Here is a 22,189-nt window from a genome sequence, read left to right on the forward strand (position 1 = left end):
ACGCCGCGACCATGCGGCGGGCCCGTCGGCGCTCCGGCCTGCTCTCGGCGCTCACCGGCTGGGGCTTCGTCGGCCCGGCCATGATCGTGGTGCTCGGGCTGTCGATCTTCCCGGCGCTCTGGGCCTTGGTGCTGTCGTTCCAGAGCTGGGACGGGTTCAGCGAGGCGCAGTGGGTCGGCACGCAGAACTACACCGACCTGATCAGCGACGGGGAGTTCTGGAGCGCCGTCGGCAACACCCTCGGCTACACCGTGCTCTTCGTGCCCGCGTCGGTCCTGGCCGGGCTCTTCCTGGCGGTCGCGCTCAACCGGCGCATCCGCTTCATGTCGTTCTACCGCACGGCCATCTTCGTGCCGTTCGTGGCGTCGGCCGCGGCAACGGGCATCCTGTCGACCTACCTGTTCAGCCCGCAGTTCGGCCTGGTGAACAACATCCTCCGGGTGCTGCACCTGCCGCAGCAGGGCTGGCTCGACGACCCGGGCCAGGCCATGCTCGTGATCGCGATCATGTCGCTGTGGGGCTCCGCCGCCTTCACCACGGTGATCTACCTGGCCGCGCTGCAGGACGTCCCGGCCGACATCATCGAAGCGGCCAGGATCGACGGAGCGAGCCGGTGGCAGACCTTCTGGCGGATCGTCTGGCCGCAGCTCGCACCGGTCACCGTCTTCGTGACGATCTGGCAGACGATCCAGGCCATCCAGCTCTTCGACCTCGTCTACACCACCACGCGCGGCGGGCCGCTCGGGGCGACGAAGACGATCGTCTACTTCCTCTACGAGAAGGCGTTCCGCTCCCTGGAGTTCGGCTACGGGTCCGCGGCGGCCTACGTGCTCTTCGCCGCGACCCTGATCATCACCATCGTCGTCGTCGTGTACCAGCGGCGCCGCGGATCGGAGGCGTTCTGATGTCCGACAGCGTGCTGGAGCGGGTCGTCGACTCGTCGGAGCAGGTCGCGGCCGCGCTGCCGGCGGCCGGGCCGTCCACGCGCAGGCGCGGGGGCCGCTTCCGGATCAGCGGCTGGCACTTCGTGCTCCTGCCGATCGCCGTGCTCTTCCTGGTGCCGTTCGCGCAGATGACGCTCGCGTCGTTCTCCCCGGCGAAGGAGCTCGTGGCCTTCCCGCCGCCGTTCGTCCCGTCGACCTTCACGCTCGACGGCTACATCAAACTGTTCACGACGACGGACGTGCTCCTCTGGCTCGGCAACACCGTGCTCGTCTCCGGCGTCGCGATCGTGTCGAACCTCGTGCTGTGCTCGCTCGCCGGCTACGGCTTCGCGCGGCTGCGGTTCGCGGGGCGCGACGTCGGCTTCCTGATGATCCTCGCGACCATCATGATCCCGACGCAGCTCCTGATGATCCCGACCTACATCCTGTTCGCCACCCTCGGCCTCCTGAACGGGCTCGGCGCCGCGATCGTGCCGTGGCTGGCCACCGCGTTCGGCATCTTCCTGATGCGGCAGTTCTTCCTGTCGCTGCCGGCGGAGCTGGAGGAGGCGGGGGCGGTCGACGGCTGCAACCGCTGGCAGATCTTCTTCCGCATCGTCCTGCCGCTCGCGCGCCCGGCGCTGGCGACCCTCGCCATCTTCACCCTCCTGGGGGCCTGGAACGACCTGGTCTGGCCGCTCATCGCGATCAACGACCAGCGCTCCTTCACCCTGCAGCTCGGCATCGCGAACTTCCAGGGAGCGCACCAGACCGACTGGAGCCTGATCATGGCGGGCAACGTCGTCGCGACGCTGCCGCTCATCCTCTTCTTCCTGTTCGCGCAGCGGCACTTCATCGCGACGATGACCTTCTCGGGGCTCAAGGGATGAGCGGCGTCGACGTGCTCGTCGTCGGCGACGCGAACCCGGACCTCCTGCTCACCGGCGACACGGTGCCGCGGTTCGGGCAGGCCGAGCAGCTGCTCGACGGCGCCGACCTGCTCCTCGGCGGGAGCGCCGCGATCGTCGCGTGCGGCCTCGCCCGGCTGGGCGTGCGGACCGCGCTCGCCGCGGTGGTCGGAGCGGACCGGTTCGGCGAGTTCGTGCTCGACACCCTCCGCTCGCGCGGGGTGGACGTCTCCGCGGTCACCGTCTCGGCGGACCGGCCCACCGGCCTCTCCGTGGTGCTGTCCGAGCCGGGCGACCGCGCCATCCTGACCCTCCCTGGCACCATCCCGGCGCTGACGGCCGAGGCGGCGCTGGAGGCGGTGGAGCGACTGCGGCCGCGGCACGTGCACCTCGCGTCGTACTTCCTGCAGCCCGGCCTCGCGGCGGCGCTGCCGGGGCTGCTCGACGAGCTGGCGCGGCGGGAGGTCACCGTGAGCCTCGACACGAACTGGGACCCGGCCGAGCGCTGGACCGGGCTGGAGGAGGTGCTGCCGCGGGTCGACGTGTTCCTCCCGAACGCCGAGGAGACGCTGGCCGTGGCCGCCGCCGTGCGCGGGCAGGCGCCGGACGACATCGACGCCGCAGCCTCCGCCCTCTCGGAGCTCGGCTGCCGCGTGGTCGTGAAGGCCGGGGCGGAGGGCGGCCGCGCGTACGAGCGTGGCGGCCTGGTCGCGCGTGCCGCCGGCCTGACGCTCGACGTTGTCGACACGACCGGGGCGGGAGACAGCTTCGACGCGGGGTACCTCGCGGCGCTCGCGAACGGGGTCGCCGACGAGGGGGAGCGGCTGCGGTGGGCGGCCACGGCCGGCTCGCTCTCGGTGCGCGGTCTCGGCGGAACGGGGGCGCAGGCGACGAGGGACGAGCTCGAGAGCGCGCTCGCGGGCGCCGCGGTCCGCTGACCCGGCCCGCTCCCACTGGATAAGCTGGGGCACGTGATCGATCCCGTCCTGCTCCGCGAGAACCCCGACGTCATCCGCCGCTCCCAGCAGGCTCGCGGAGACTCCGTCCAGCTGGTCGACGAGGCGCTGCAGGCCGACATCGAGCGCCGCTCCGCGATCACCGCGTTCGAAGAGCTGCGCGCCGAGCAGAACGCCTTCGGCAAGCAGGTCGCCATGGCGCCGAAGGACGAGAAGCAGGCCCTCGTCGCGCAGGCCCAGCAGCTCGCCGGACGGGTGAAGGAGGCGCAGCAGGCCGCGAACCAGGCCGAGACGCACTTCAACGACGTGCTGCGGCGCATCGGGAACCCGATCGTCGAGGGCGTGCCCGCGGGCGGCGAGGACGACTACGTCGTCCTCAAAGAGGTCGGCGAGATCCCGTCGTTCGGCTTCGAGGCCCGCGACCACCTGGAGCTGGGCGAGCTGCTCGGCGCGATCGACATGGTCCGCGGCGCGAAGGTCTCCGGCACGCGCTTCTCGTACCTGCGGGGCATCGGCGCCCGGCTGGAGCTCGCGCTCATGACGATGGCGCTCGACAAGGCCGTCGCCAACGACTTCATCCCGATGATCACGCCGACGCTGGTCAAGCCGGAGATCATGCAGGGCACCGGCTTCCTCGGCGCGCACGCCGACGAGGTCTACCACCTCCCGGCCGACGACCTGTACCTGACCGGGACGAGCGAGGTCGCGCTCGCCGGCTACCACTCCGACGAGATCATCGACGTCGACCAGCCGCTGCGCTACGCCGGCTGGTCCACCTGCTACCGCCGGGAGGCGGGCTCGGCGGGCAAGGACACCCGCGGCATCATCCGCGTCCACCAGTTCGACAAGCTGGAGATGTTCGTCTACACCCGGCCGGAGCAGGCCGAGGCCGAGCACGAGCGCCTCCTCGGCTGGCAGGAGGAGATGATGCAGGCCCTCGGGCTGACCTACCGCGTCATCGACACGGCCGCGGGCGACCTCGGGTCGAGCGCGGCGCGCAAGTACGACGTGGAGGCGTGGATCCCGACCCAGGGCCGCTACCGCGAGCTGACCTCCACCTCCAACTGCACGACGTTCCAGGCCCGCCGCCTCGACATCCGGTACCGCACCGAGAGCGGCAAGACCGCGCCGGTCGCGACCCTCAACGGCACGCTCGCGACGACGCGCTGGCTGGTCGCCATCCTCGAGACGCACCAGCAGGAGAACGGCTCGGTGCTGGTCCCGGAGGCCCTGCGCGGCTACCTGGGCGGCCTCGAGGTGATCGAGCCGGTCGCCCGGTGAGCGCTCGCCCCGTGAGCGACGCGCGGCGCGGCGACCGCCTGCTGGTCGCGCTCGACGTCGACGGGACGCTCATCCACGAGGACGAGAGCGTCTCGGAGCGGGTCGTGGAGGCCGTGGCGCGGGTGCGCGACGCCGGGCACGAGGTCATGCTCGCGACCGGCCGCAGCTGGGAGACGGCGCAGCCCATCCACGAGCGCTTCGGCCTGCACAGCGACTTCGTCGTGTGCGCGAACGGCGCGCTGACGATGCGCCGCGACGACACCGTCGAGGGCGGTTACCGCCGGGAGTTCATCGAGACGTTCGATCCGACGGAGGTGCTGGAGACGATCCGCCCGCACCTCCCGCGCGGCAGCTTCATGGTCGAGGACCCGACCGGCTTCCGCCGCTACACCGAGGGCATGAGCGACTGGGAGCTGGTCAACGCCGAGCAGGTGACCTTCGACGAGCTGACCAGGCACCCGGCCACGCGCGTCGTGGTCGTGTCGCCGCAGCACGACGAGGAGCAGTTCCTCTCGATCGTCGACCGGATGGGCCTGCACAAGGTCAGCTACGCCATCGGCTGGACCGCCTGGCTCGACATCGCGCCGGAGGGCGTGAACAAGGCCACCGCGCTGGAGCGGGTGCGGCACGCGCTCGACGTCCCGCGCGCGAACCTGGTCGCCGTCGGCGACGGCCGCAACGACCTCGACATGCTGCAGTGGGCGGGCGCCGAGGGCGTCTCGGCCGCGATGGGGCAGGCGCCCGACGAGGTGAAGGCCGTCGCGACCCGGGTGGTCGGCCCCGTCGTGGAGGACGGGCTGGCGGAGCTCCTCGACTCCCTTTGAGTGCATTGCCAGGGTGACCTGGCAGGGTGGTGCGTGGCGTGCGCCCATTTTCTGCGTGCGCCACGACCATGTCTCCCGCCGGAAGGAAGTGAATGAGCGAGATGCCCACTCGCGCGCAGACGCGTGCGCAGGAGAAGTCGGCCGGACCGTCCGTGGCCCGCCACGGCCGTCTCAAGAAGCATCATCCGCTCAAGACCCTTCTCGGCATCTTCGCCGCCGCGGTCGCCGTGATCGGCATCAGCACCGCGAGCGTCGCGGCGTACGCCACCTACGACGTGGCCACCAGCTTCAAGCCCTCCGTCAAGCTCGTCGATGCCAAGGGCAACGTCAGCACCCCCAAGATCGGGGCGATGGACGGCGCCTTCAACGTGCTCCTCGCGGGCAGCGACTCCGGCGGCGGCAACGCGGCGTACGGCGAGCGGGGCGAGACCCTCAACGACGTGACGATGCTGCTGCACGTCTCCGCCGACCACAAGAACGCGACCGTGGTCAGCTTCCCGCGCGACATGTTCGTCGCCATCCCGTCGTGCCCCGACCCCCAGGGCGGCAGCTTCGACGCGATGAGCCGGCAGAAGATCAACTCCTCGCTCAGCTACGGCGGCCTGGCGTGCACGGTGCTGACGGTCGAGAAGCTCACCGGGCTCGACATCCCGTACGCGGGCGTCATCGAGTTCGACGGCGTGATCGAGATGTCGAACGCGGTGGGCGGCGTGAACGTCTGCGTCGCGGGCGACATCGAGGACCCGTACACCGGCCTCGACGTGAAGGCCGGCGAGAACACGCTGCAGGGCGCGCAGGCGCTCGCGTTCCTCCGCACCCGCCACGGCGTCGGCGACGGCTCCGACCTCGGCCGCATCAGCAACCAGCAGGTCTTCATGTCGTCGCTGGTCCGCACGATCAAGAGCGCCGACACCCTCTCGAACCCCGTGAAGGTCTACGGGCTCGCGAAGGCGGCGACCAGCAACATCCAGCTCTCCGAGAGCCTCAACAACGTGACGACCATCGCCTCCATGGCCATGGCGCTCAAGAACGTCGACATCAACAAGGTCGTCTTCGTGCAGTACCCGAACCACTACGTGGACGGCGGGGTCGCCCCGAGCGAGGACGATGCGGACACCCTGATGGCGGCCCTCCGCAACGACCAGCCCGTGACGCTCACCGGCGACACCGGCGTGGGCTCGCAGGCCGACCCGAACGCGGCGACGCAGGCGCCCGCGACGCAGGCTCCCGCCGACGGAGCTACGCAGGCGCCTGCGACGCAGGCGCCGACGGACGCCTCCGGCGGCACCGGCTCGGCGGACGGGACCGGCGCGGTGACGCTGCCCTCGGAGGTCCACGGCCAGACGGCCGCGCAGGTCACCTGCTCGAAGCCGTTCGAGGAGTAGCCCGCCACCGTTTGTCACAACACGCCGTCTGGCCGCCCGGCCAGACGGCGTGTTGCGTCAACCAGCTCTTCGGATGTGTGCGGGCGGCGCCCGGTAGACTCGCGGGCGACGCCGGTGCGCCGGCGCCAGGAGGGCTGTCCGAGCGGCCGATGGAGCCAGTCTTGAAAACTGGTGGGCAGAAATGTCTCGTGGGTTCGAATCCCACGCCCTCCGCTCCGAGTCCGGGGGATTCGCCTGCTCACGGTGCGACGGCGAAGCCACCCGTCCACGAGATGCGCTCGGTCGCCGCGAGGCTGATCTGCAGGAAGCCGATCGCCTCCAGTTCGCGGGCGCGCTTCAGCGAACCCGCATCGATCGCGCCGAGACCGCCCGCGGTGATGAGTTCGACGAGGGTCTCTTTGGCGGTGTCGTCGTCCCCGGCGATGAGAACGGTCGTCGGCAGGCCGCCGACGGTCTTCGACGACAGCGTCGCCGCGAAGGTCGTGTTGAAGGCTTTGACGACCTTCGCCCCGGGGACCTTGCCGGCGATGACGGCGGCCGCAGAGCTGTCGGCCGGGACGACGAGCCCGTCGAATGTGGCGAAGTCGAGCGGGTTCGTGATGTCGACGATGGTCTTGCCGACGAGCGCGTCGCCGTACGTCGCGATGACAGCGTCGACCTCCGGGTAGGGAACCGCGAACACGACGATCTCGCCGTTGACCGTGCCGCCTTCCCGTCCGAGGTATTCGACGGTGTTGCCGCCGGAAGCGGCGACTCCGCCGATCGCGTTCGCCATGTTGCCTTTGCCGATGATCGTGACCGTAGTCATGGTGTCCCTCTCCTGTCGCAGTTAGTTGAATCTTCAACTAAAGATAGACCCGTTTCGTTGAAGCTTCAACTTATTTGGTAGAATCCGTGTCATGGCGAGCGAAGAGACCCACGACGACATGCGGCGTGACGCGTGGCTCGGCCTGATCGCACTCACCCAGCTGCTTCCGCCGGTACTCGACAGTCACGCCTCGCGTGATTCCGCATCCACCCACTACGAGTACTTCGTGCTGTCTCGGCTCGCCGAGGAACCCGGCCGGCGGATGCGCCTGAGCGCGCTCGCCGCCGCCACCAGCGCCTCCGCGTCGCGCCTCAGCCATGTCATCAAGCGGCTGGAGTCGCGCGGTCTGGTGGAACGCGTCGCCTGCGAGGAGGACGGCCGGGCGACGAACGCCGTGCTCACCCCCAGCGGTGCGGAGCTCGTGGCGAACACCGCTCCGGGACATCTCGACGGCGTCCGCGAGAAGCTGCTCGGAGCCCTCACGGCCGCACAGGTCGCTCAGCTGGCCGAGATCTCGGCCGCACTGATCGGCAGCATCGATCCGGCCCGTCGGCCGAGCGACGTGTGCGAGTCGGTGGTGCAGTCCGCGGGATCGCGAGTCGCCTGACCGTCGCCTACCCGATGTCGCGGCGCCGGCGGAACCGCAGCGAGACGCCCACGAGGAGCAGGCCCGCGCCCGCTAGGACCGCCCACAGCATGCCCCCGGTCTCCGAGCCGCTGTCGGCGAGGAGCTGCTGACCTCCTCCGGCGGTGCCGGGCGGGTCCGCGGGCGGTGCCACCGGCGGCGTCACCGGCGGTGTCGTCGGCGGTGTGGTCGGCGGAGTGACGGGCGGGGTGGTCGTGGACGCCCGGTTGTAGACGACGCAGCTGACCGCCTGGTCAGCGCCGACCGCGACGCGGAATCCGAGGGCTCCGTCATCGACGACCGCGACCGGGGCGTCGTCGGCCAGGTCGGTGCAGACAGCGTTGCCGCCCGCCTGCGTGACGAGCTGGTACCCCGGCTGCTGGGTCTCGGCGACCCCGAGCTCCGCGCTGGTGGCCCCCGCGGGGAAACCCACGTCGAACGCGACGCCGCCGGTGCCGTCGGCCGGCGTCGTGGCGCTGCCCGGATCGACCGAGGCGCCCGGGGTCACCGCCGTCGCGCCGAAGGTCCACCCGGCGCCCGCGGGCACGGCGCCGGTGACATCCTCACCCGTGGTCGTCGTCGGGGCGATCTGCTTGATGACCGCCAGCTGCCCGGAGCAGTTGGAGATGGCGAGGCGACGCAGCTCGTCGCCCGCACCGGAGAAGTCCGGGATCTGGAAGTAGTCGGCCGTGGCGATGTTTCCCGCCACGGGGTCGAACGCCTCCTGGCCGGAGATCGCCGCCAGGTTGAGCGCGGTGAGGCCCGACACTCCCGCACCGATGCCGAACGACACCACCCGCGTCCCCTGCGCCTTGATCGCATTGGCGGAGAACACGGCGGCCTCGACGTCGGTGAAGTGGGTGTTCGAGCCGTCGCCGTGCAGCGTCGTCCCGCCCCAGCGCGTCGGGTTGCCGTCGGTCAGCACCACCACCGCGTCGTAGTGGATGCCCGACTCCGCCACACGCTGCAGCGCCGCATCCCAGTTGGTCCCCGCCCCGAGCCTCCAGTCTGCGTACTGAGCCTTGAACGCGTCGGCGCCCGCCTGGGTGGAGACCGACACGAGGTCGGGACGGTTGGTGTCCACCGTGCCCGTCCCGGCCTCGACGCTCGGCGACTGGGCCGAGAAGCTGTACGCCGCCAGCCGCGACGGCGTCCCGACGAACGCGTCCGCGAACGCATCGGCCGCCGAAATGAGGGTCGGAAGCGCCGAGCCGACGGATGCCGAGAGGTCGAAGACGAGGGCGACATCCATCCCGCAGCCGGCGGGCAGCGCAGGGTTCACGCGCGACTGCTGCCACACGCCGTTGGAGCGGGTCGGCAGCGAGTTGGAGGAGCTGACCATGAAGTCGGACGTCGAACGGTACGTGCTCCCGGCCGCCAGCACGGGCGTCTGGAAGCGGTAGGGACTCTGCACGGATCCGCTGCCGCTGCCGGGCCCCGTGCGCAACGCGTCGTTCGAGAACCAGCCGGCGGGGGCCGCGACCTCCTTCACCCACGGCGCGGTGCCGAGCAGGCCGCCGGTCACGATGAAGGAGCAGTCGCCGTCGGCATCCGAGACGCAGGTCTGCACCGGAGCCGCGTCATCCGCCCCGGAGAAGAGGCCCAGCTCGACGCCTGCGAGACCGGTGATCGCGGTGTCGGTCGCCCGGTCGCCGCCCACACGCACGGTGACCACGGCCGAGGCGGCATCCGGCGCGGGCACCGCCGCCGACGCCGGTGCCGCCGGGAGAGCGACGACGACGGCGAGCGACACGGCCGCGACGGTGAGAGCGGACGACAGACGACCCCGGAACCCCATGCATCCACCCTCCGGTACGGGTCGCGTGGGCGCAAGACCCGGCAGCGACCCGGCCGCTCCGCCCTCTCCGCCCGTCGTAGGCTCGATTCCGTGACCATCGTCCGCGAGCTCGCGCCCACGCTGCTCGGGGTCGCTCTTCTCGTCCTGCTCGCCACGGCCGTGCTCTCCGCGTACCGGGTGCCGCATCGCTGGGCGCCCCTCCTGGCGGTGCTGCGCGGTGCGGCGCAGCTGGCCGTCATCAGCGTCATCCTCACCGGCGTCATCACGAGCCCGGTCTGGGTCGCGCTCGCGCTGCTCGTGATGTTCGGCGTCGCCGCCGCCACGGCGACGCGCCGGGTCGGCTGGTCCGTCGATCACGCGGCGATGATGGCGGCGGCGATGGCGACCGGCGTCGTCGTGACCTTCGCCGTCGTCTTCGTGACCGGGGCGATCGAATTCAGCGCCCGGTACGCGCTCGCGATCGGGGGCATCGTCATCGGCAACGCGATGAGCATCGCGACTCTGACGGGTCGCCGGTTCACCGAGGCGGTCGACGATCACTGGGACGAGGTGGAGGGGTGGCTGGCGCTCGGCGCGACCCCTCGGCAGTCGACCCTCGAGCAGGCGCGGTCGGCGGTGTACTCGGCGCTCATCCCGAGCGTCGACCAGACCAAGACCACGGGACTCGTCACGCTGCCCGGCGCCTTCGTCGGTGCGATCTTCGGCGGCGTCTCGCCCCTGGAGGCCGGGCGGTTCCAGGTCGTGGTGCTCGCGGCGATCATCTGCGCCGGATCCATCACCGCCGTCATCGTGTCGGCGTGGCTCGCGCCGGTGCGGGTGCGGCCGGTGTCGGCGCTGCTGCGGTGACGCGCCGGGCACTGGTGGCGGACCGCCGTCGCCGGGCAAGCTGGTGCCCGACACCGCCGACACCAGGAGGTTCCGCATGGCCCGGCTGATCTACCCGACGAACGTGAGCGTCGACGGCTACATCGAGGACGAGCGGGGTGACTTCGCCTGGCTTCCTCTCGACGACGAGGTGTTCGCCACGCACACGGCGTTGATCCGGTCCGCGGGGACGCTCCTCTACGGCCGGCGGCTGTACGAGAGCATGGCCGTCTGGGAGACCGATCCCGGACTGGCCGCGCAGTCGGCCGCGTTCGCCGACTTCTCGGCGGCGTGGCGGGGGCCGAGCAAGATCGTCTACTCGACGACGCTCCCGGCCGCCTCCACCGCCGACACCCGGATCGAGCGGGAGTTCGACCCCGCGCGAGTCGCGGAGGTGAAGGCGGCCGCCGACCGCGACCTCGTCATCGGAGGCGCAGACCTCGCCGCCCAGGCCTTCGCCGCCGGGCTGATCGACGAGGTGCAGCTGTTCGTCCATCCGCTCGCGGTCGGCGGAGGCAAGCCGGGGCTGCCCGTCGGGGCGCGGGTCGACCTCGAACTGCTGGACGAGCGCCGGTTCGGCAACGGCGTGGTGCTGCTCCGGTATCGTCCCCGCACCTCCCGCTAGCCTGAAGCGATGAGCGCTCCGTTGATATCCGTCCAGCTGTGGAGCGTCCGGGAGGAGATCGCCGAGCGCGGCTGGGACGCCGTCATCGACGCGCTCGCCGCGGCCGGGTTCGAGCACGTCGAGCCGTTCCACGTCTCCCGCACCCTCCCGGAGCTCGCCCCCGCGCTCGCCCGCACCGGCATCACGACGCCGACCGTGCACGGCGAGCTGGTCGGCGACGAGCTCCCACGGACCATCGAGGCGGCGGCGGAGGCCGGCGCGACCCTCGTGATGCATCCGTCGTTCCCGGCCGAGCGCTGGCACGAGCCGGGCGACGAGGGGCGCCTCGCGGTCGGGCGCATCGCCGACGACCTCGAACGCGCGGCCGAGCTGGCGGCGCCGCTGGGGATGCGCGTCGCCTTCCACAACCACGACGACGACCTCCGCGCGACGGCGGGAGGCAGGCCCGCCCTCCTCGCCCTGATGGACCGCGTCGGCCCCTCCATCGGCGTGGAGTTCGACCCGTACTGGGCGACGATCGCCGGCGTCGACGTTCCGGCGACGATCCGTGCGCTCGGTCAGAAGATCCTGGCCGTCCACCTCAAGGACGGCCCCCTCACCGGCGCCAACGAGGACCAGGTCGCGGTCGGCGACGGCGAACTCGACTGGCCGGCCTTCCTGTCGCTCGTGCCCCCGGCGGCCCCCCTCGTGATCGGCCTCGACGAGTTCCGCGGCCCGACGCTCGACGCGGTGATCCGGAACCGGCGGCGGGTGGTGGAGTTGGTGGAGGGGCGGGTCCCCCTTAAAGATGACATGTGAGACATTACAAATTTCACTAGGTTGATCTTCAATCCTTTCGAAGGGAATGGAATGAAGATCGGAAGACCACTCCTACTGGCGAGCATGGCGTGGATGCTGCTGGGGAGCGCCGTGGCGCTGCCGGCGCACGGCGACGATCCGGTCGGCGATGTGATCGAGACTCTTACGGCGGTCGCAGACGGCACGCCGGGCGGGGAGCTTCTCTCGAACGTCGCCCCTGTGGAGGCGGACGACGACGATGCTTCACTCAGCGCCACTGTGAACGGCGTCGGCATCGTCGTCCCGGCCGACCCTGGTTCGGCCATCACCCTGGGCGCAGAAGGCGGCGAGGAGAGTGTCGCCGTCCACCTTCCCTTCTCGGCCACGGCGACGGATGCGGAGCGGGTTGCCGAGGGCATCGTCCAGTTCGACAACGAGAACGGCTCGACGACGATCCCGATCGTGAAAGACGATGGGAGCGTGCAGGTCACCACGGTCATCGAGGACTCCCTGGCTCCCAGCAGGTATGAGTACGACCTCCAGCTGCCTGCGGGAGGGACGCTGCAAGACCTCGAGGGCGGCGGGGTCGCGATCGTCGACGCCGATGGCCGATTCATCGGCGGCGTCGCGGCGCCATGGGCCACGGACGCCGACGGGAAAGACGTCGGCACCAGGTACGAGATCGAGGGGGACACTCTCGTCCAGGTCGTCGACCACAGCGGCGCCGATGTCGCGTATCCCGTGGTCGCAGACCCGTGGCTCGGCATCGCGCTCATCGACCGGACAGCATGGAGCGGCAGCACGCTTCGCGTGTATCCCACGTGGTGGGCACAGGCCAACCCGTGGGCCAGCGCGGGCGTGGCAGCTCGCTGGGCCGGGTGGGATGAGGTCGTGGCCAAGACTCCCGGCAACCGTGAGAACACCCCTCGATGCGCGACCAGTTCTACTGCCACTTCGACTTCGTCCGATTCCGGGCGCCGAACAAGGTCAGCTGGAACCTCGACCTGGGCCGACCGGCGTACGACTACTGGACCCTGATCAGAAGGCAGTGCAATTGACCAGGTGGCTCGCCGTCGCCGCGCTCGCCGGACTGACCCTCTCCCTGCTCGGTGTCGTGGCGCTCGTGTGGCTGTGGTTCACGCTGGGCGAGCGCGGGGTGTACGCGGATGCGACGGGCACGGCGGGGTACACGCTGTGGTGGGAGGACCTTCTACTGGTCGGGAGCCTGGTCGCGGTGACGGTCGGCTTCGCCACGGCGGTGATATGCGGCACCGTCTGGTTCGTGCGCCGAATGCGCGAGGGCTGATCCGGGGGTGCCGAACCGGGTGCGGGACGCCATCCCGGTAACGTAGACACCCTCCCCCCGCTGCCGAAAGGACTGCCGCGCGGTCTCCGCGGCCGTCCGGCGCACCCTCCCATGCCCGTCGCCCCCTCCGCGCCGCCGTCCACCGACCTCCGCCTCCCGAACGGGCAGGTGCCGGCGCTCGCCGTGCTGCGCCGCCCGCGGATGCTGACGACGGAGGTGCTCGCCGGGCTGGTGACGACCCTCGCGCTCATCCCCGAGGTGATCTCGTTCTCGCTCATCTCGGGCGTCGGGCCGGATGTCGCGTTGATCTCGTCGGTCGTGCTCGCGGTCGCGATGTCGTTCCTCGGCGGGAGGCCGGCGATGGTGTCGGCCGCGGCCGGCTCGGTCGCGCTCGTGCTGGCGCCGATGGTGCAGGCGCACGGGACCGGGTACGTGCTGCCGACGGTGCTGCTGACCGGGCTCATCCAGATCGTGTTCGGGGTCGCGGGGCTCGCGCGGCTGGTGCGGTACATCCCGCGCTCGGTGATGGTCGGCTTCGTCAACGCGCTGGGCGTCCTCATCTTCGTCGCCCAGGTGTCGCACGTCATCGACGTGCCGTGGCAGGTGTACCCGCTGTTCGCGGCGACCATCGTGATCGTCCTGGTGCTGCCGCGGTTCACGAAGGCGGGTCCGGCGCCGCTGGTCGCGATCGTGGTCGTGACGGCCGCCGCCTTCTTCTTCGGGATGGATGTTCCGACCGTCGGGGACGAGGGCTCCGTCAGCGGCGGGCTGCCCGGCCTGACGCCGTGGACGGTGCCGTTCGACCTCCAGACGCTCCAGATCGTCGCGCCCACGGCGTTCGCGGCGGCGATCGTCGGGCTGCTCGAGAGCCTCCTGACCGCCAAGCTCGTCGACGACCTCACCGACAGCCGCTCGGCCAAGGGAAGGGAGTCGTGGGGCCTCGGCGTCGCCAACCTCCTCGCCGGCGCATGGGGCGGCGTCGCCGGCTGCGCGATGATCGGCCAGACGGTCGTGAACGTGCAGCTCGGCCGCGCCAGGACCCGCATCTCCACGCTGGTCGCCGGCCTGTTCCTGCTGCTGCTCGTCGCCGTGCTGTCGCCCGTGATGGCGGCGATCCCGATGGCGGCGCTGGCGGCGGTGATGATGATCGTCGCCCTCCGCACGGTCGATTGGCACAGCGTGCGCCCCTCCACGCTGCGGCGGATGCCGGTGCCGGAGACGCTGGTGATGCTCGTGACCGTGGCGGTCGTCGTGGCGACGGGCAACCTGGCGACCGGGGTGGGCGTCGGCGTGCTGCTCGCGCTGGTGCTGTTCGCGCGCCGCATCACGCATGTGGTGGAGGTGTCGCGCACGCTCTCCGCGGACGGCGCGGTCGCGCACTACCGCGTCCACGGCCCGCTGTTCTTCGCGTCGAGCAACGACCTCGCGGAGCAGTTCTCGTACGTCGACGATCCCGACCGCGTGGTCATCGACCTCAGCGGCTCGCACGTGTGGGACGCCTCCAGCGTCGCCGCCCTCGACGCGGTCGAGACGAAGTACGCGGCGCACGGGGCGTCGGTCGAGCTGATCGGCCTCAACGAGCACAGCCGGATGTTCCACGGCCGGTTGACGGGCGAGCTCGGCGGGTAGCGAGGCGGAGTGCGCGGACGGTCGATGTTCGCTGGCCCGAACGTGGGGCATACACCGAACCTCGGGTATCGATAACGTCAGAGCGGGAACCTGCCGCACCTGTCGCAGTCGACGCAGCTCGAGCGCGCCGCGAGGTGGCGGCTTCTCACTACCCGAAACCCGAACCCGAACCCCGCCCGAGGTCGCGATGATGCCCAGCCCTGCCCTGCCCGACCCTGCCCGCACGCGGGCCCGATCCGCCGGGCGCCCCCGCCTCGGCCGGCGCCTGCTCGCCGCCATCGGCGCCGCCGCGCTGCTGACCTCGGCCTGGCCGCTCGCCGCGAGCGCCGCTCCGGTCGTCGGCGGCTCCGGCTCGCCGATCCCCTACACCGAGCAGGGCGCGCCCGTGCCGATCGGCCAGAACGTGACGATCACGAGCGACACGGGCAGCCCCACCCTCTACGGCGGCGGCTACATCGACTTCCAGATCAACGGCGACCCCGCCTCGGCGCTGCTGTCGCTGCAGAGCGACGCCGCTCCGGCCACGACCCTCGGAACCATCTCGATCGTCGACGGCATCGCCTACCGCGGCAACGGCACGAGCGCCGACGTCATCGGATCGGTGGACGAGAAGATCGACGGCAGCAACGGGCACCTCCGCGTGAACTTCACGAGCCCGTTCTCGAATTCGAGCTTCGAGGACGGCATCGTCGGCTGGACGCCCGTCACGCAGCAGATCGACCTGGGCGTCACCCCGATCGCGGGCTACCCCGCGTTCGAACCGGGGACCTATCCGGCCGGCCCGGCGAATCAGGACAACAACGTCCCGCTGACCCTCGGCACGCTCTCGGTGCAGCGCGACAGCAGCCAGTTCACCGACGGCAGGTGGAGCCTCTCGCTCTCCTCGACCGGCATGCGGACCCTGCAGGGCTGCGACGTCGTGCACGGTCCGGCCGTGTACAGCGACCCGTTCCCCGCCTCCCAGGGCGACCAGATCTACTTCGACTGGCGCGCCTTCCACGGGGCCGACGCGTACGACGTGGTCGGTTACGTGCTCAACGCGGACGACGGCTCCCGGACACCGGTCCTCGACGCCACCGGCAGCGACGTCGGCGACACGCAATGGGCGACGGTCAACGCGACGATCCCCAAGAACGGCAACTACCGCTTCGTGTTCATCGCGGGCACCTTCGACGCCACCTGCGGCCAGGCCGCCGGCGCGTCCCTGTTCATCGACAACGTGCGGGTGTACGGCACGAAGGCGAACGACGCCGCCGCGCAGGAGATCGCCCGGCGTCTGCTCTACACCAGCACCTCGGACAACCCGCCGACCGAGCCGCAGACGGTGACCGTGAGCGTGAAGGACAACACCGGCAAGACCGCGGCCGGCACGCAGCCGGGCGTCGCGATCGAGCCGGTCGACGACGCGCCGACGCTCGCGGCACCCTCCGCTCTCGCTTACACCAACACCGAGGCCGCGCCCGAGGTCTTCGCGGAGCAGAACGGCACCCTGGCCGGCACCGACCCCGACAGCACCGGGCTCGTCTACGGGATCGCCGGAGGTGCGGCCAGCACGACGGTCGCGGGCTTCGACGTGGCCCGGGCCGGCGCTCACGGCACGCTGTACCTGAACTCGGCCACGGGCGCCTACCGCTTCGTCCCGGACGCGGCGGCGATCGACCGTGTGCTCGTCAGCGCCGCAGACTCGTTCACGCTGAGCGTGTCGGCCGACGGCAAGCAGGCCCAGCAGCAGCTCGACATCACGATCACCGTCCCCACGGCCGGCGTCGCGCACGCCCCGACCGGCCTGCGGGCCGAGCCGGGCGACGGCACCGCGAACCTCTCCTGGAACGCACCCGACTGGACCGCCGGCGCCGCGCTCACCGGGTACCGGATCGAGACGTCGACGGACGGCGGCCAGACCTGGACCGTGGCCGTGGCGGACACCGGCACGACCGCCACCGCGCAGACGGTGACCGGGCTGCAGAACGGCACCGAGGCCCGGTTCCGGGTCAGCGCCATCACCGCGGGCGGGGCCGGCGCGGCGAGCGACACAGCCTCCACCACCCCGCGCACCGCGCCGGGAGCGCCGACCGGGCTCACCGCCCGGCCGGGCGACCACCAGGCCGTCCTGACCTGGAACGCCCCGGCCGGCGACGGCGGTGCGAAGGTCAGCGGCTACCGCGTCGAGAAGTCGACCGACGGCGGCCGCACCTGGGCCGTCGTGATCGCGGACACCGGTTCGACGGAGACGCAGTACACCGCCGACGGCATCGTCAACGGCGCCGTGACCGCGTTCCGCGTGAGCGCGATCAACGCGGCAGGACCCGGCGCCGCGAGCGACCCGGCATCGACCACGGCCCGCACCACCGCCACGGAGGTCACCGTCACGTCGGTGACCTCCGGCAACCACACCATCACGATCGCGTTCACTCCGCCGGCGAACGACGGCGGGGCGCCCATCACCGGCTACGAGTACTCGCTCGACGGCGGAAAGACCTGGACGCCGGTCGACGCGGGGGTCAGCCCGCTGGTCATCGGCGGCCTGGACAACGGGACGGACCACGCCTTCACCATGCGAGCGGTCAACGCCGCGGGTGCGGGCGCGGCCACCGCGGTGCGGACCGTCCGGGCGACGGTCTCGCCCGTGACGGTGAGCGGCGACGGGGGTCAGGCGCTGCCCGAACTCGAGCCGGGACAGACCCGGATGTACATCGACGGGAAGCTCGTCACCGTGGCTGTCACCATCGCAGACGGCGTGCTCACCATCCAGGGCGACGGCTACTCGATCAGCATCAGCGCAGAGGACGAGGACGGTGTGCGGACCGACGCCGCGGGCCGCATCGTGATCCAGCGCGGCGGATCGGTCCACGTCTCCGGCGACGGCTTCAAGCCGGGTTCGACGGCCGACCTGTGGCTGTTCAGCACCCCGGTCCTGCTGGGCCAGCCGACCGTGGACAAGAACGGCGACTTCGCGGCGACCTACGCGATCCCGGCGAGCACTCCGGCCGGGGCGCACACGCTGCAGATCAACGGTCTGTCGGCCGATGGGGAGCTGCGGACGGCCGTGACCGGTGTGGTCCTGGAGGCTGCTGCGGGCACCGCGGCCGACCTCGCGACCACCGGTTCGAACACCGCGTCCGCGATGATCGCCGGCGGTGCCGCAGCGGCGCTGCTCCTTGCGGGTGCCGCCGCCCTCGTGATCACGAGACTGCGCCGCCGCCGGGTCTGACCCTGCCGCAGCACGGACGCCCTGGGCCCGACCGGCCCAGGGCGTTCGCGCGTCTCCCGCGGCGCCCGGCGGGTAAGGTGCAGAGGACGGAAGGGGAGCGATGAGTCAGGTCTCGCCCGGGGCGGCATTCGAGTCGGGACAGGCGGTCGCGCAGGGAGGTGTCGGGCCGGGAGCGGTCGCGCCGGGGCCGGGGTCGGCGGTCGTGGCGGGATGGTACGCCGACCCGTGGCGCGCGGCCCCGCTGCGCTGGTGGGATGGCGCCGCGTGGACCCCGCACGTCGCCCGCACCCTGCCGCGCCGGCCGCTGAATCCCGAGACCCCGGTGCAGACGGTGTGGGTGTGGCTGGTGGCCCTGCTGCCGCTGGTGTCGGTGCTGCTGCTGCCGCTGGTCCAGCCGCATGTGGCACTGCGGCCGACCTCCTCCGGGACCCTCGTGGGCGATCCTCTCGCGCTGTTCGGCGGCCCGATGTTCTTCGTGGTGCAGTTCGCGTCGGTGGCCGTGTCGGCGGCGGCGATCGTCTGCGCGTGGCTGGACCACCGCGCGCTGACCGCCCGCGGCGTGGAGCGCCCCTTCCACTGGGCATGGTCGTTCCTCGGCGGCCTCGTCTACACGATCGGCCGCGCGGTGGTGCTCCGGAAGGTGACGAGCCGCAGCGCCGTTGCGCCGATCGTGGTGACGGCGGTCGTCTACGTGGTGAGCGTCGTCGTCAGCATCGCCTGGACGGTGTCGGTCATGTCGAGCCTGTTCACCACATCGTTCGACCCCACGCTCGTCGGAGCCTGAGAGCCCCGTGTCGGGAGGCGACGGATTCGTCCGTTATGATGGCTGACGTGCGTCCACTGGACGCGCTGGAGACGTCGCATAGTCAGGCCTAGTGCACCACCCTGCTAAGGTGGAGTCCCCGATAGGGGACCGAGGGTTCAAATCCCTCCGTCTCCGCCATCGGGGCCATCTTAGGTCGCCGCAAAGTCGATCTGAGATCTCCGGCTGAAGGAAACGGCTCCGCGGTTGCGGAGCCGTTTTTCTGTCTTTCTGCTCCAGAAAGGCCGCTGTGAGTACCTATCCCCTGACGCAGATGCGGCGGATGGAGCCGTGGTGTTCGGTTTTCGGGCAGGCTGGCACTCAACACAACCAGCACAAATTCTGAAGCGCCGCTAGCGCCCCCAGTTGTGGGGGCCGCGACCCCTAGATCACGCGGAAGTTGACTTTCTTTGTGTTTTCAAATAATCACTTCGGCGCTATAGCTTGTGACCCGCGGACCACGGGGGACCGTAGAGAACGCGGGGGGTTCGTGCTTTGCGGAATGTTATCGGGCTTTCGCTTGCTGCTGTTCTGGTCCTCGGGGTGGTGAGTGTCGCTCCACCGGCCGGCGCTGACGCACCGGATACTTCGCAGCCGGTGGACGCGACTTTGGCTTCGACCGCGGACGCTGCGCGGGCTATCGCGCAGACCTTCGGACACGACGTGATTGTTGACGGTGAGACGTCGCCGACGATGTTGGTGACAGCTCATCCCAACGGCGGGTTCACCTCGGAGGCGAGCATCGTCCCGGCTCGGGTCAAGCAGAACGGCGAGTGGGTCGCTGAAGACACCACTCTCGCTCGTGATGAAGAGGGCTGGGTCAGCCCCGTGGCTGCGGCAGCTCCGGTGCAGTTCTCGACTGGCGGCGGCACAGAGATCGCTCGAGTGCGCTCGTCGGACGGCACGTACATGACGGAGTCCTGGCCCTACGGCACGCTTCCCACACCCAGGGTGGAGGGATCGACGGCGACCTACTCGAACGTGCTGCCTGACGTTGATCTGAAGCTGTCCGCAACCGAGGTCGGCATGGCCGAGGTCTTGGTCGTGAAGACGCCAGCGGCTCAGGCGAACCCTGAGTTGAAGTCGTTGGAGTTCCAACTCGACGGCGCGAGGACGTCCATCGATACCGAGACGAAGACGGTGGAGGCGACAACTCCGAGCGGCGCGGTTATCGGCTCGGGGACGCCGCTGTGGTGGGATTCATCGGCGGACGGTGCGGCTTTCGATACAGCGGGGGCAGCCGAGCCCAAAGCGCTGAAGTACACGACTCCCTCGAGTGACACTGTGTCGCTGGATGTGGGAAGCGTCGCGTCGTCACCCGAGGTTCAATACCCGCTGTACGTGGATCCGGATTGGTCCACCAACAACGCCTACCTGATGGCCGACTGGTACGACGACCGGGCGTTTCCCGATCAGTCGTACTTCGATCCGCCGGAAGACAGCGTGGGCTACGGCATCCAGAACGGTGTCGCTTATCTTTCTCGCGCGTTCTTCCAGTTCAACACGTCGAATCTCGCTGGCCGGACGATCAACTCGTCCCATCTTGGGATGCTGCAGACATACGCGAACAGTTGCGACACGACCCTCGTGCAGGCGTGGAGGTATGACTCGACTGCTACAGGTTTCAGTTGGAATCACGAAGTGCCGGCGTGGGCGCAGCTTCTCGACCAGCAGGGCAACGCGAACGGTGGGCCGTGCGCGCCGAACCCGGCGACTGTGGGATGGGATGTCACGCAGGGGACGGCTTACGCTGCGAGCCATTCGCTTGGATCGCTGACGTTGGGTCTCCGCGTAGCCGACGAGGGTAACTCGCTGACGCGGAAGCACTACCAGTGGAACGCGACCCTCGTGACGACGTACGACACGCCTCCGGCCGTGCCCACGAACCTGAAGTTCGCCTACGCCAGCCCGGTTGGTTCGAAATCGTGCGGAACGGCGCAGAACCCCACCATCATCACTACCGTTGGCGGTCAGAAGATTCCGATGGCAGCGACGCTTGCGGATGCGGATGTGCCCACAGCCGCTCAGGCGCTTCATGGCGTGTTCTACGTCAATGACATGCAGAGCGGTACGCCCGTAGCGGTTGCCTCGTACACCTCACCGAATGGTGCTTCGGGGAGCGTCTTCAATTGGAACTGGGATCCCGGCACGACAGGGGTGACTCATGGTCACCTCTACAAGTGGTATGTCGTGCCAACCGATGGAATTCTGGCCGGACCGCACTCGATCGACTGCTACTTCAGGGTGTACACGAAGCCGCCGTCCGCGACGATCAATGTGACGTTCCCGACCGATGCGATCATCGGAACGGTCGATCAGGTTTCACTAGCCTTGAAGAGCGCGAACTCGCAGGTCGCGGGCTTTATCTATTGGTCGAAGCTGGGCGGCGATCCCGGACCAGTCCCTGACGCGGGTAGGGATGCATTTGATTACAACGTGACCATCCCCTGCGCGAACCGGCCTCAGATTGTGAACTCCGACGGGACGGTGTGGGGCTTCGCGTGCAACAGCACGACCGTCAACGTCCCGGTGCTCGACGCAACGATGAGTGTAGGGGCAGCCCCCTACGACGCCTCTGGACAAGTTGGAGGCGTCCTTCAGCAAGACGGGACCTTCCTTCCCAGTAAGGGAAGCGGGAGCTTCGCGCCCGACCGCACACTTTCGTTCGATTCGTCCGGTCATGCGTGGTACCTCAATGGCCCGAACTCGTCTTATGACCCGAACGGGCCTCTTCCCACTACCTTTGCCGACGAGAACCAGCCGGGACCGGTCGCGCTTACGGCCGGGACGGATGCGACGCCGGTTGTCGATCCCACCCCCCTCAGCACGGGCAACGGCTACGCGCTCAACTACACGGGAGCGGCCGGTGGCGTGCCATCGATGACTTCGCCGCTTCGGCTTAGCTCGAACGCAACCTCCGCGGGATCGATGACCATGTCAGTGTGGGTCAAGCCCTCTACCGTGACCGGCTCCTACGCAGCCCTCTCGCAGCGCAGCGCCGTGTCGTCGTGGGCGTCGATTCTCTCCGTGAACGCGGGTATCCCGAGCTTCTGCGTGCACAGTCAGACCCCCGGGTCCAAGACGCAGGCATGCGCGACACTGAAACCGAAACCTGACGGGAGCAGCGTCCTCAGCACGACGAACTGGACCTTGCTGACCGGGGTGTGGGACGTCGCGAACAAACAGGTTCGGCTGCTGATCAACGACAGCATCTCGCCTGTCGCCGCTGTGCAATTCACGGACGATGCTGCTGATCCCGGTGTCACCAGCCCGCTGATCCTCGGAGCCATCTCCGCCGCTACGGGCCAGGTGGCTGCCGGATGGAAAGGTGAACTCGACGATCCAGTCGCGCTTCCCGGGGTCATCACCGCCGCCCAGTTGAAGTATTTCTCTCAGCAGCGACCGATCTAGCCAGTACCGACCGGGTCGCAACCTCATGAAAGGTCCTACCGTGCCTCATCATTCCT

The 22,189-nt window shown here is 69.9% G+C and carries 19 protein-coding genes and 2 tRNA genes; 18 read left to right on the forward strand and 3 right to left on the reverse strand.

Annotated features, from left to right (window positions below; genetic code table 11):
* Positions 1-11 precede the first annotated feature (11 nt).
* The 7 genes from ACR9ZG_RS02250 (at position 12) to ACR9ZG_RS02280 (ending at position 6,490) form a co-directional block, all read left to right on the forward strand.
* Positions 12-905 carry a carbohydrate ABC transporter permease gene (locus ACR9ZG_RS02250; RefSeq protein WP_481283196.1) on the forward strand — a complete coding sequence of 298 codons (894 nt, stop codon included), beginning with the start codon at positions 12-14 and terminating at the stop codon, positions 903-905.
* Positions 905-1,813, forward strand: a complete 909-nt coding sequence (locus ACR9ZG_RS02255; RefSeq protein ID WP_481283197.1) for a carbohydrate ABC transporter permease — start codon at positions 905-907, stop codon at positions 1,811-1,813. Before ACR9ZG_RS02250 ends, ACR9ZG_RS02255 begins: the two co-directional genes overlap by 1 nt.
* Positions 1,810-2,769, forward strand: a complete 960-nt coding sequence (locus ACR9ZG_RS02260) for a carbohydrate kinase family protein (protein WP_481283198.1) — start codon at positions 1,810-1,812, stop codon at positions 2,767-2,769. Before ACR9ZG_RS02255 ends, ACR9ZG_RS02260 begins: the two co-directional genes overlap by 4 nt.
* 33 nt (positions 2,770-2,802) lie before the next feature.
* Entirely contained in the window at positions 2,803-4,068 is a 1,266-nt protein-coding gene (gene serS, locus ACR9ZG_RS02265) for a serine--tRNA ligase (protein WP_481283199.1), read from the forward strand.
* Between the two features lie 11 nt (positions 4,069-4,079).
* Entirely contained in the window at positions 4,080-4,892 is an 813-nt protein-coding gene (locus ACR9ZG_RS02270; protein WP_481283200.1) for an HAD family hydrolase, read from the forward strand.
* 92 nt (positions 4,893-4,984) lie between these two features.
* On the forward strand, positions 4,985-6,277 hold the full coding sequence (locus ACR9ZG_RS02275; protein ID WP_481283201.1) for an LCP family protein: 1,293 nt from the start codon (positions 4,985-4,987) through the stop codon (positions 6,275-6,277).
* Positions 6,278-6,405: 128 nt separating this feature from the next.
* Positions 6,406-6,490: transfer RNA gene (locus tag ACR9ZG_RS02280), tRNA-Ser, on the forward strand.
* 25 nt (positions 6,491-6,515) lie between these two features.
* On the opposite strand, the gene ACR9ZG_RS02285 is transcribed toward ACR9ZG_RS02280, so the two are convergent.
* Positions 6,516-7,085 carry an NADPH-dependent F420 reductase gene (locus ACR9ZG_RS02285; RefSeq protein WP_481283202.1) on the reverse strand — a complete coding sequence of 190 codons (570 nt, stop codon included), beginning with the start codon at positions 7,083-7,085 and terminating at the stop codon, positions 6,516-6,518.
* Positions 7,086-7,176: 91 nt separating this feature from the next.
* Between ACR9ZG_RS02285 and ACR9ZG_RS02290 the strand changes: the two genes are divergently transcribed.
* Positions 7,177-7,692 (forward strand): MarR family winged helix-turn-helix transcriptional regulator, encoded by a 516-nt coding sequence (locus tag ACR9ZG_RS02290; RefSeq protein ID WP_481283203.1) that lies wholly within the window; start codon positions 7,177-7,179, stop codon positions 7,690-7,692.
* A 7-nt stretch (positions 7,693-7,699) separates the two neighbouring features.
* Here ACR9ZG_RS02290 and ACR9ZG_RS02295 read toward each other — a convergent pair whose 3' ends face one another.
* Positions 7,700-9,508, reverse strand: a complete 1,809-nt coding sequence (locus ACR9ZG_RS02295; RefSeq protein ID WP_481283204.1) for a vWA domain-containing protein — start codon at positions 9,506-9,508, stop codon at positions 7,700-7,702.
* A gap of 90 nt (positions 9,509-9,598) precedes the next feature.
* On the opposite strand from ACR9ZG_RS02295, the gene ACR9ZG_RS02300 reads away from it, so the two are divergent.
* The 3 genes from ACR9ZG_RS02300 (at position 9,599) to ACR9ZG_RS02310 (ending at position 11,795) form a co-directional block, all read left to right on the forward strand.
* Positions 9,599-10,354, forward strand: coding sequence for an ABC transporter permease (locus tag ACR9ZG_RS02300; RefSeq protein WP_481283205.1), 756 nt, complete (start codon positions 9,599-9,601; stop codon positions 10,352-10,354).
* A gap of 76 nt (positions 10,355-10,430) precedes the next feature.
* Entirely contained in the window at positions 10,431-10,997 is a 567-nt protein-coding gene (locus ACR9ZG_RS02305) for a dihydrofolate reductase family protein (RefSeq protein ID WP_481283206.1), read from the forward strand.
* A 9-nt stretch (positions 10,998-11,006) separates the two neighbouring features.
* Positions 11,007-11,795, forward strand: coding sequence for a sugar phosphate isomerase/epimerase family protein (locus ACR9ZG_RS02310; protein WP_481283207.1), 789 nt, complete (start codon positions 11,007-11,009; stop codon positions 11,793-11,795).
* 243 nt (positions 11,796-12,038) lie between these two features.
* Here the strand turns inward: ACR9ZG_RS02310 and ACR9ZG_RS02315 are convergent, their stop codons facing one another.
* The gene (locus tag ACR9ZG_RS02315) at positions 12,039-12,491 is read right to left on the reverse strand and encodes a hypothetical protein (RefSeq protein ID WP_481283208.1); all 453 of its coding nucleotides are present in this window, start codon (positions 12,489-12,491) and stop codon (positions 12,039-12,041) included.
* Between the two features lie 212 nt (positions 12,492-12,703).
* Here ACR9ZG_RS02315 and ACR9ZG_RS02320 point away from each other — a divergent pair, with 212 nt between their 5' ends.
* The 7 genes from ACR9ZG_RS02320 to ACR9ZG_RS02350 all read left to right on the forward strand — a co-directional run bounded on the left by ACR9ZG_RS02320 (position 12,704) and on the right by ACR9ZG_RS02350 (position 22,133).
* Positions 12,704-12,832 (forward strand): DUF2599 domain-containing protein, encoded by a 129-nt coding sequence (locus ACR9ZG_RS02320; protein ID WP_481283209.1) that lies wholly within the window; start codon positions 12,704-12,706, stop codon positions 12,830-12,832.
* On the forward strand, positions 12,829-13,080 hold the full coding sequence (locus ACR9ZG_RS02325) for a hypothetical protein (RefSeq protein WP_481283210.1): 252 nt from the start codon (positions 12,829-12,831) through the stop codon (positions 13,078-13,080). The genes ACR9ZG_RS02320 and ACR9ZG_RS02325 overlap by 4 nt, the downstream gene beginning before the upstream one ends.
* Positions 13,081-13,191: 111 nt before the next feature.
* On the forward strand, positions 13,192-14,709 hold the full coding sequence (locus ACR9ZG_RS02330; protein WP_481283211.1) for a SulP family inorganic anion transporter: 1,518 nt from the start codon (positions 13,192-13,194) through the stop codon (positions 14,707-14,709).
* A 190-nt stretch (positions 14,710-14,899) separates the two neighbouring features.
* Positions 14,900-17,920, forward strand: a complete 3,021-nt coding sequence (locus ACR9ZG_RS02335; protein WP_481283212.1) for a fibronectin type III domain-containing protein — start codon at positions 14,900-14,902, stop codon at positions 17,918-17,920.
* 100 nt (positions 17,921-18,020) lie between these two features.
* Positions 18,021-18,704, forward strand: a complete 684-nt coding sequence (locus tag ACR9ZG_RS02340) for a DUF2510 domain-containing protein (RefSeq protein ID WP_481283213.1) — start codon at positions 18,021-18,023, stop codon at positions 18,702-18,704.
* Between the two features lie 67 nt (positions 18,705-18,771).
* A tRNA-Ser gene (locus tag ACR9ZG_RS02345) sits at positions 18,772-18,863 on the forward strand.
* Between the two features lie 456 nt (positions 18,864-19,319).
* The gene (locus ACR9ZG_RS02350; protein WP_481283214.1) at positions 19,320-22,133 is read left to right on the forward strand and encodes a LamG-like jellyroll fold domain-containing protein; all 2,814 of its coding nucleotides are present in this window, start codon (positions 19,320-19,322) and stop codon (positions 22,131-22,133) included.
* Positions 22,134-22,189: the final 56 nt, after the last annotated feature.

Source organism: Leifsonia sp. KNZ12-8B (genome assembly GCF_056755495.1).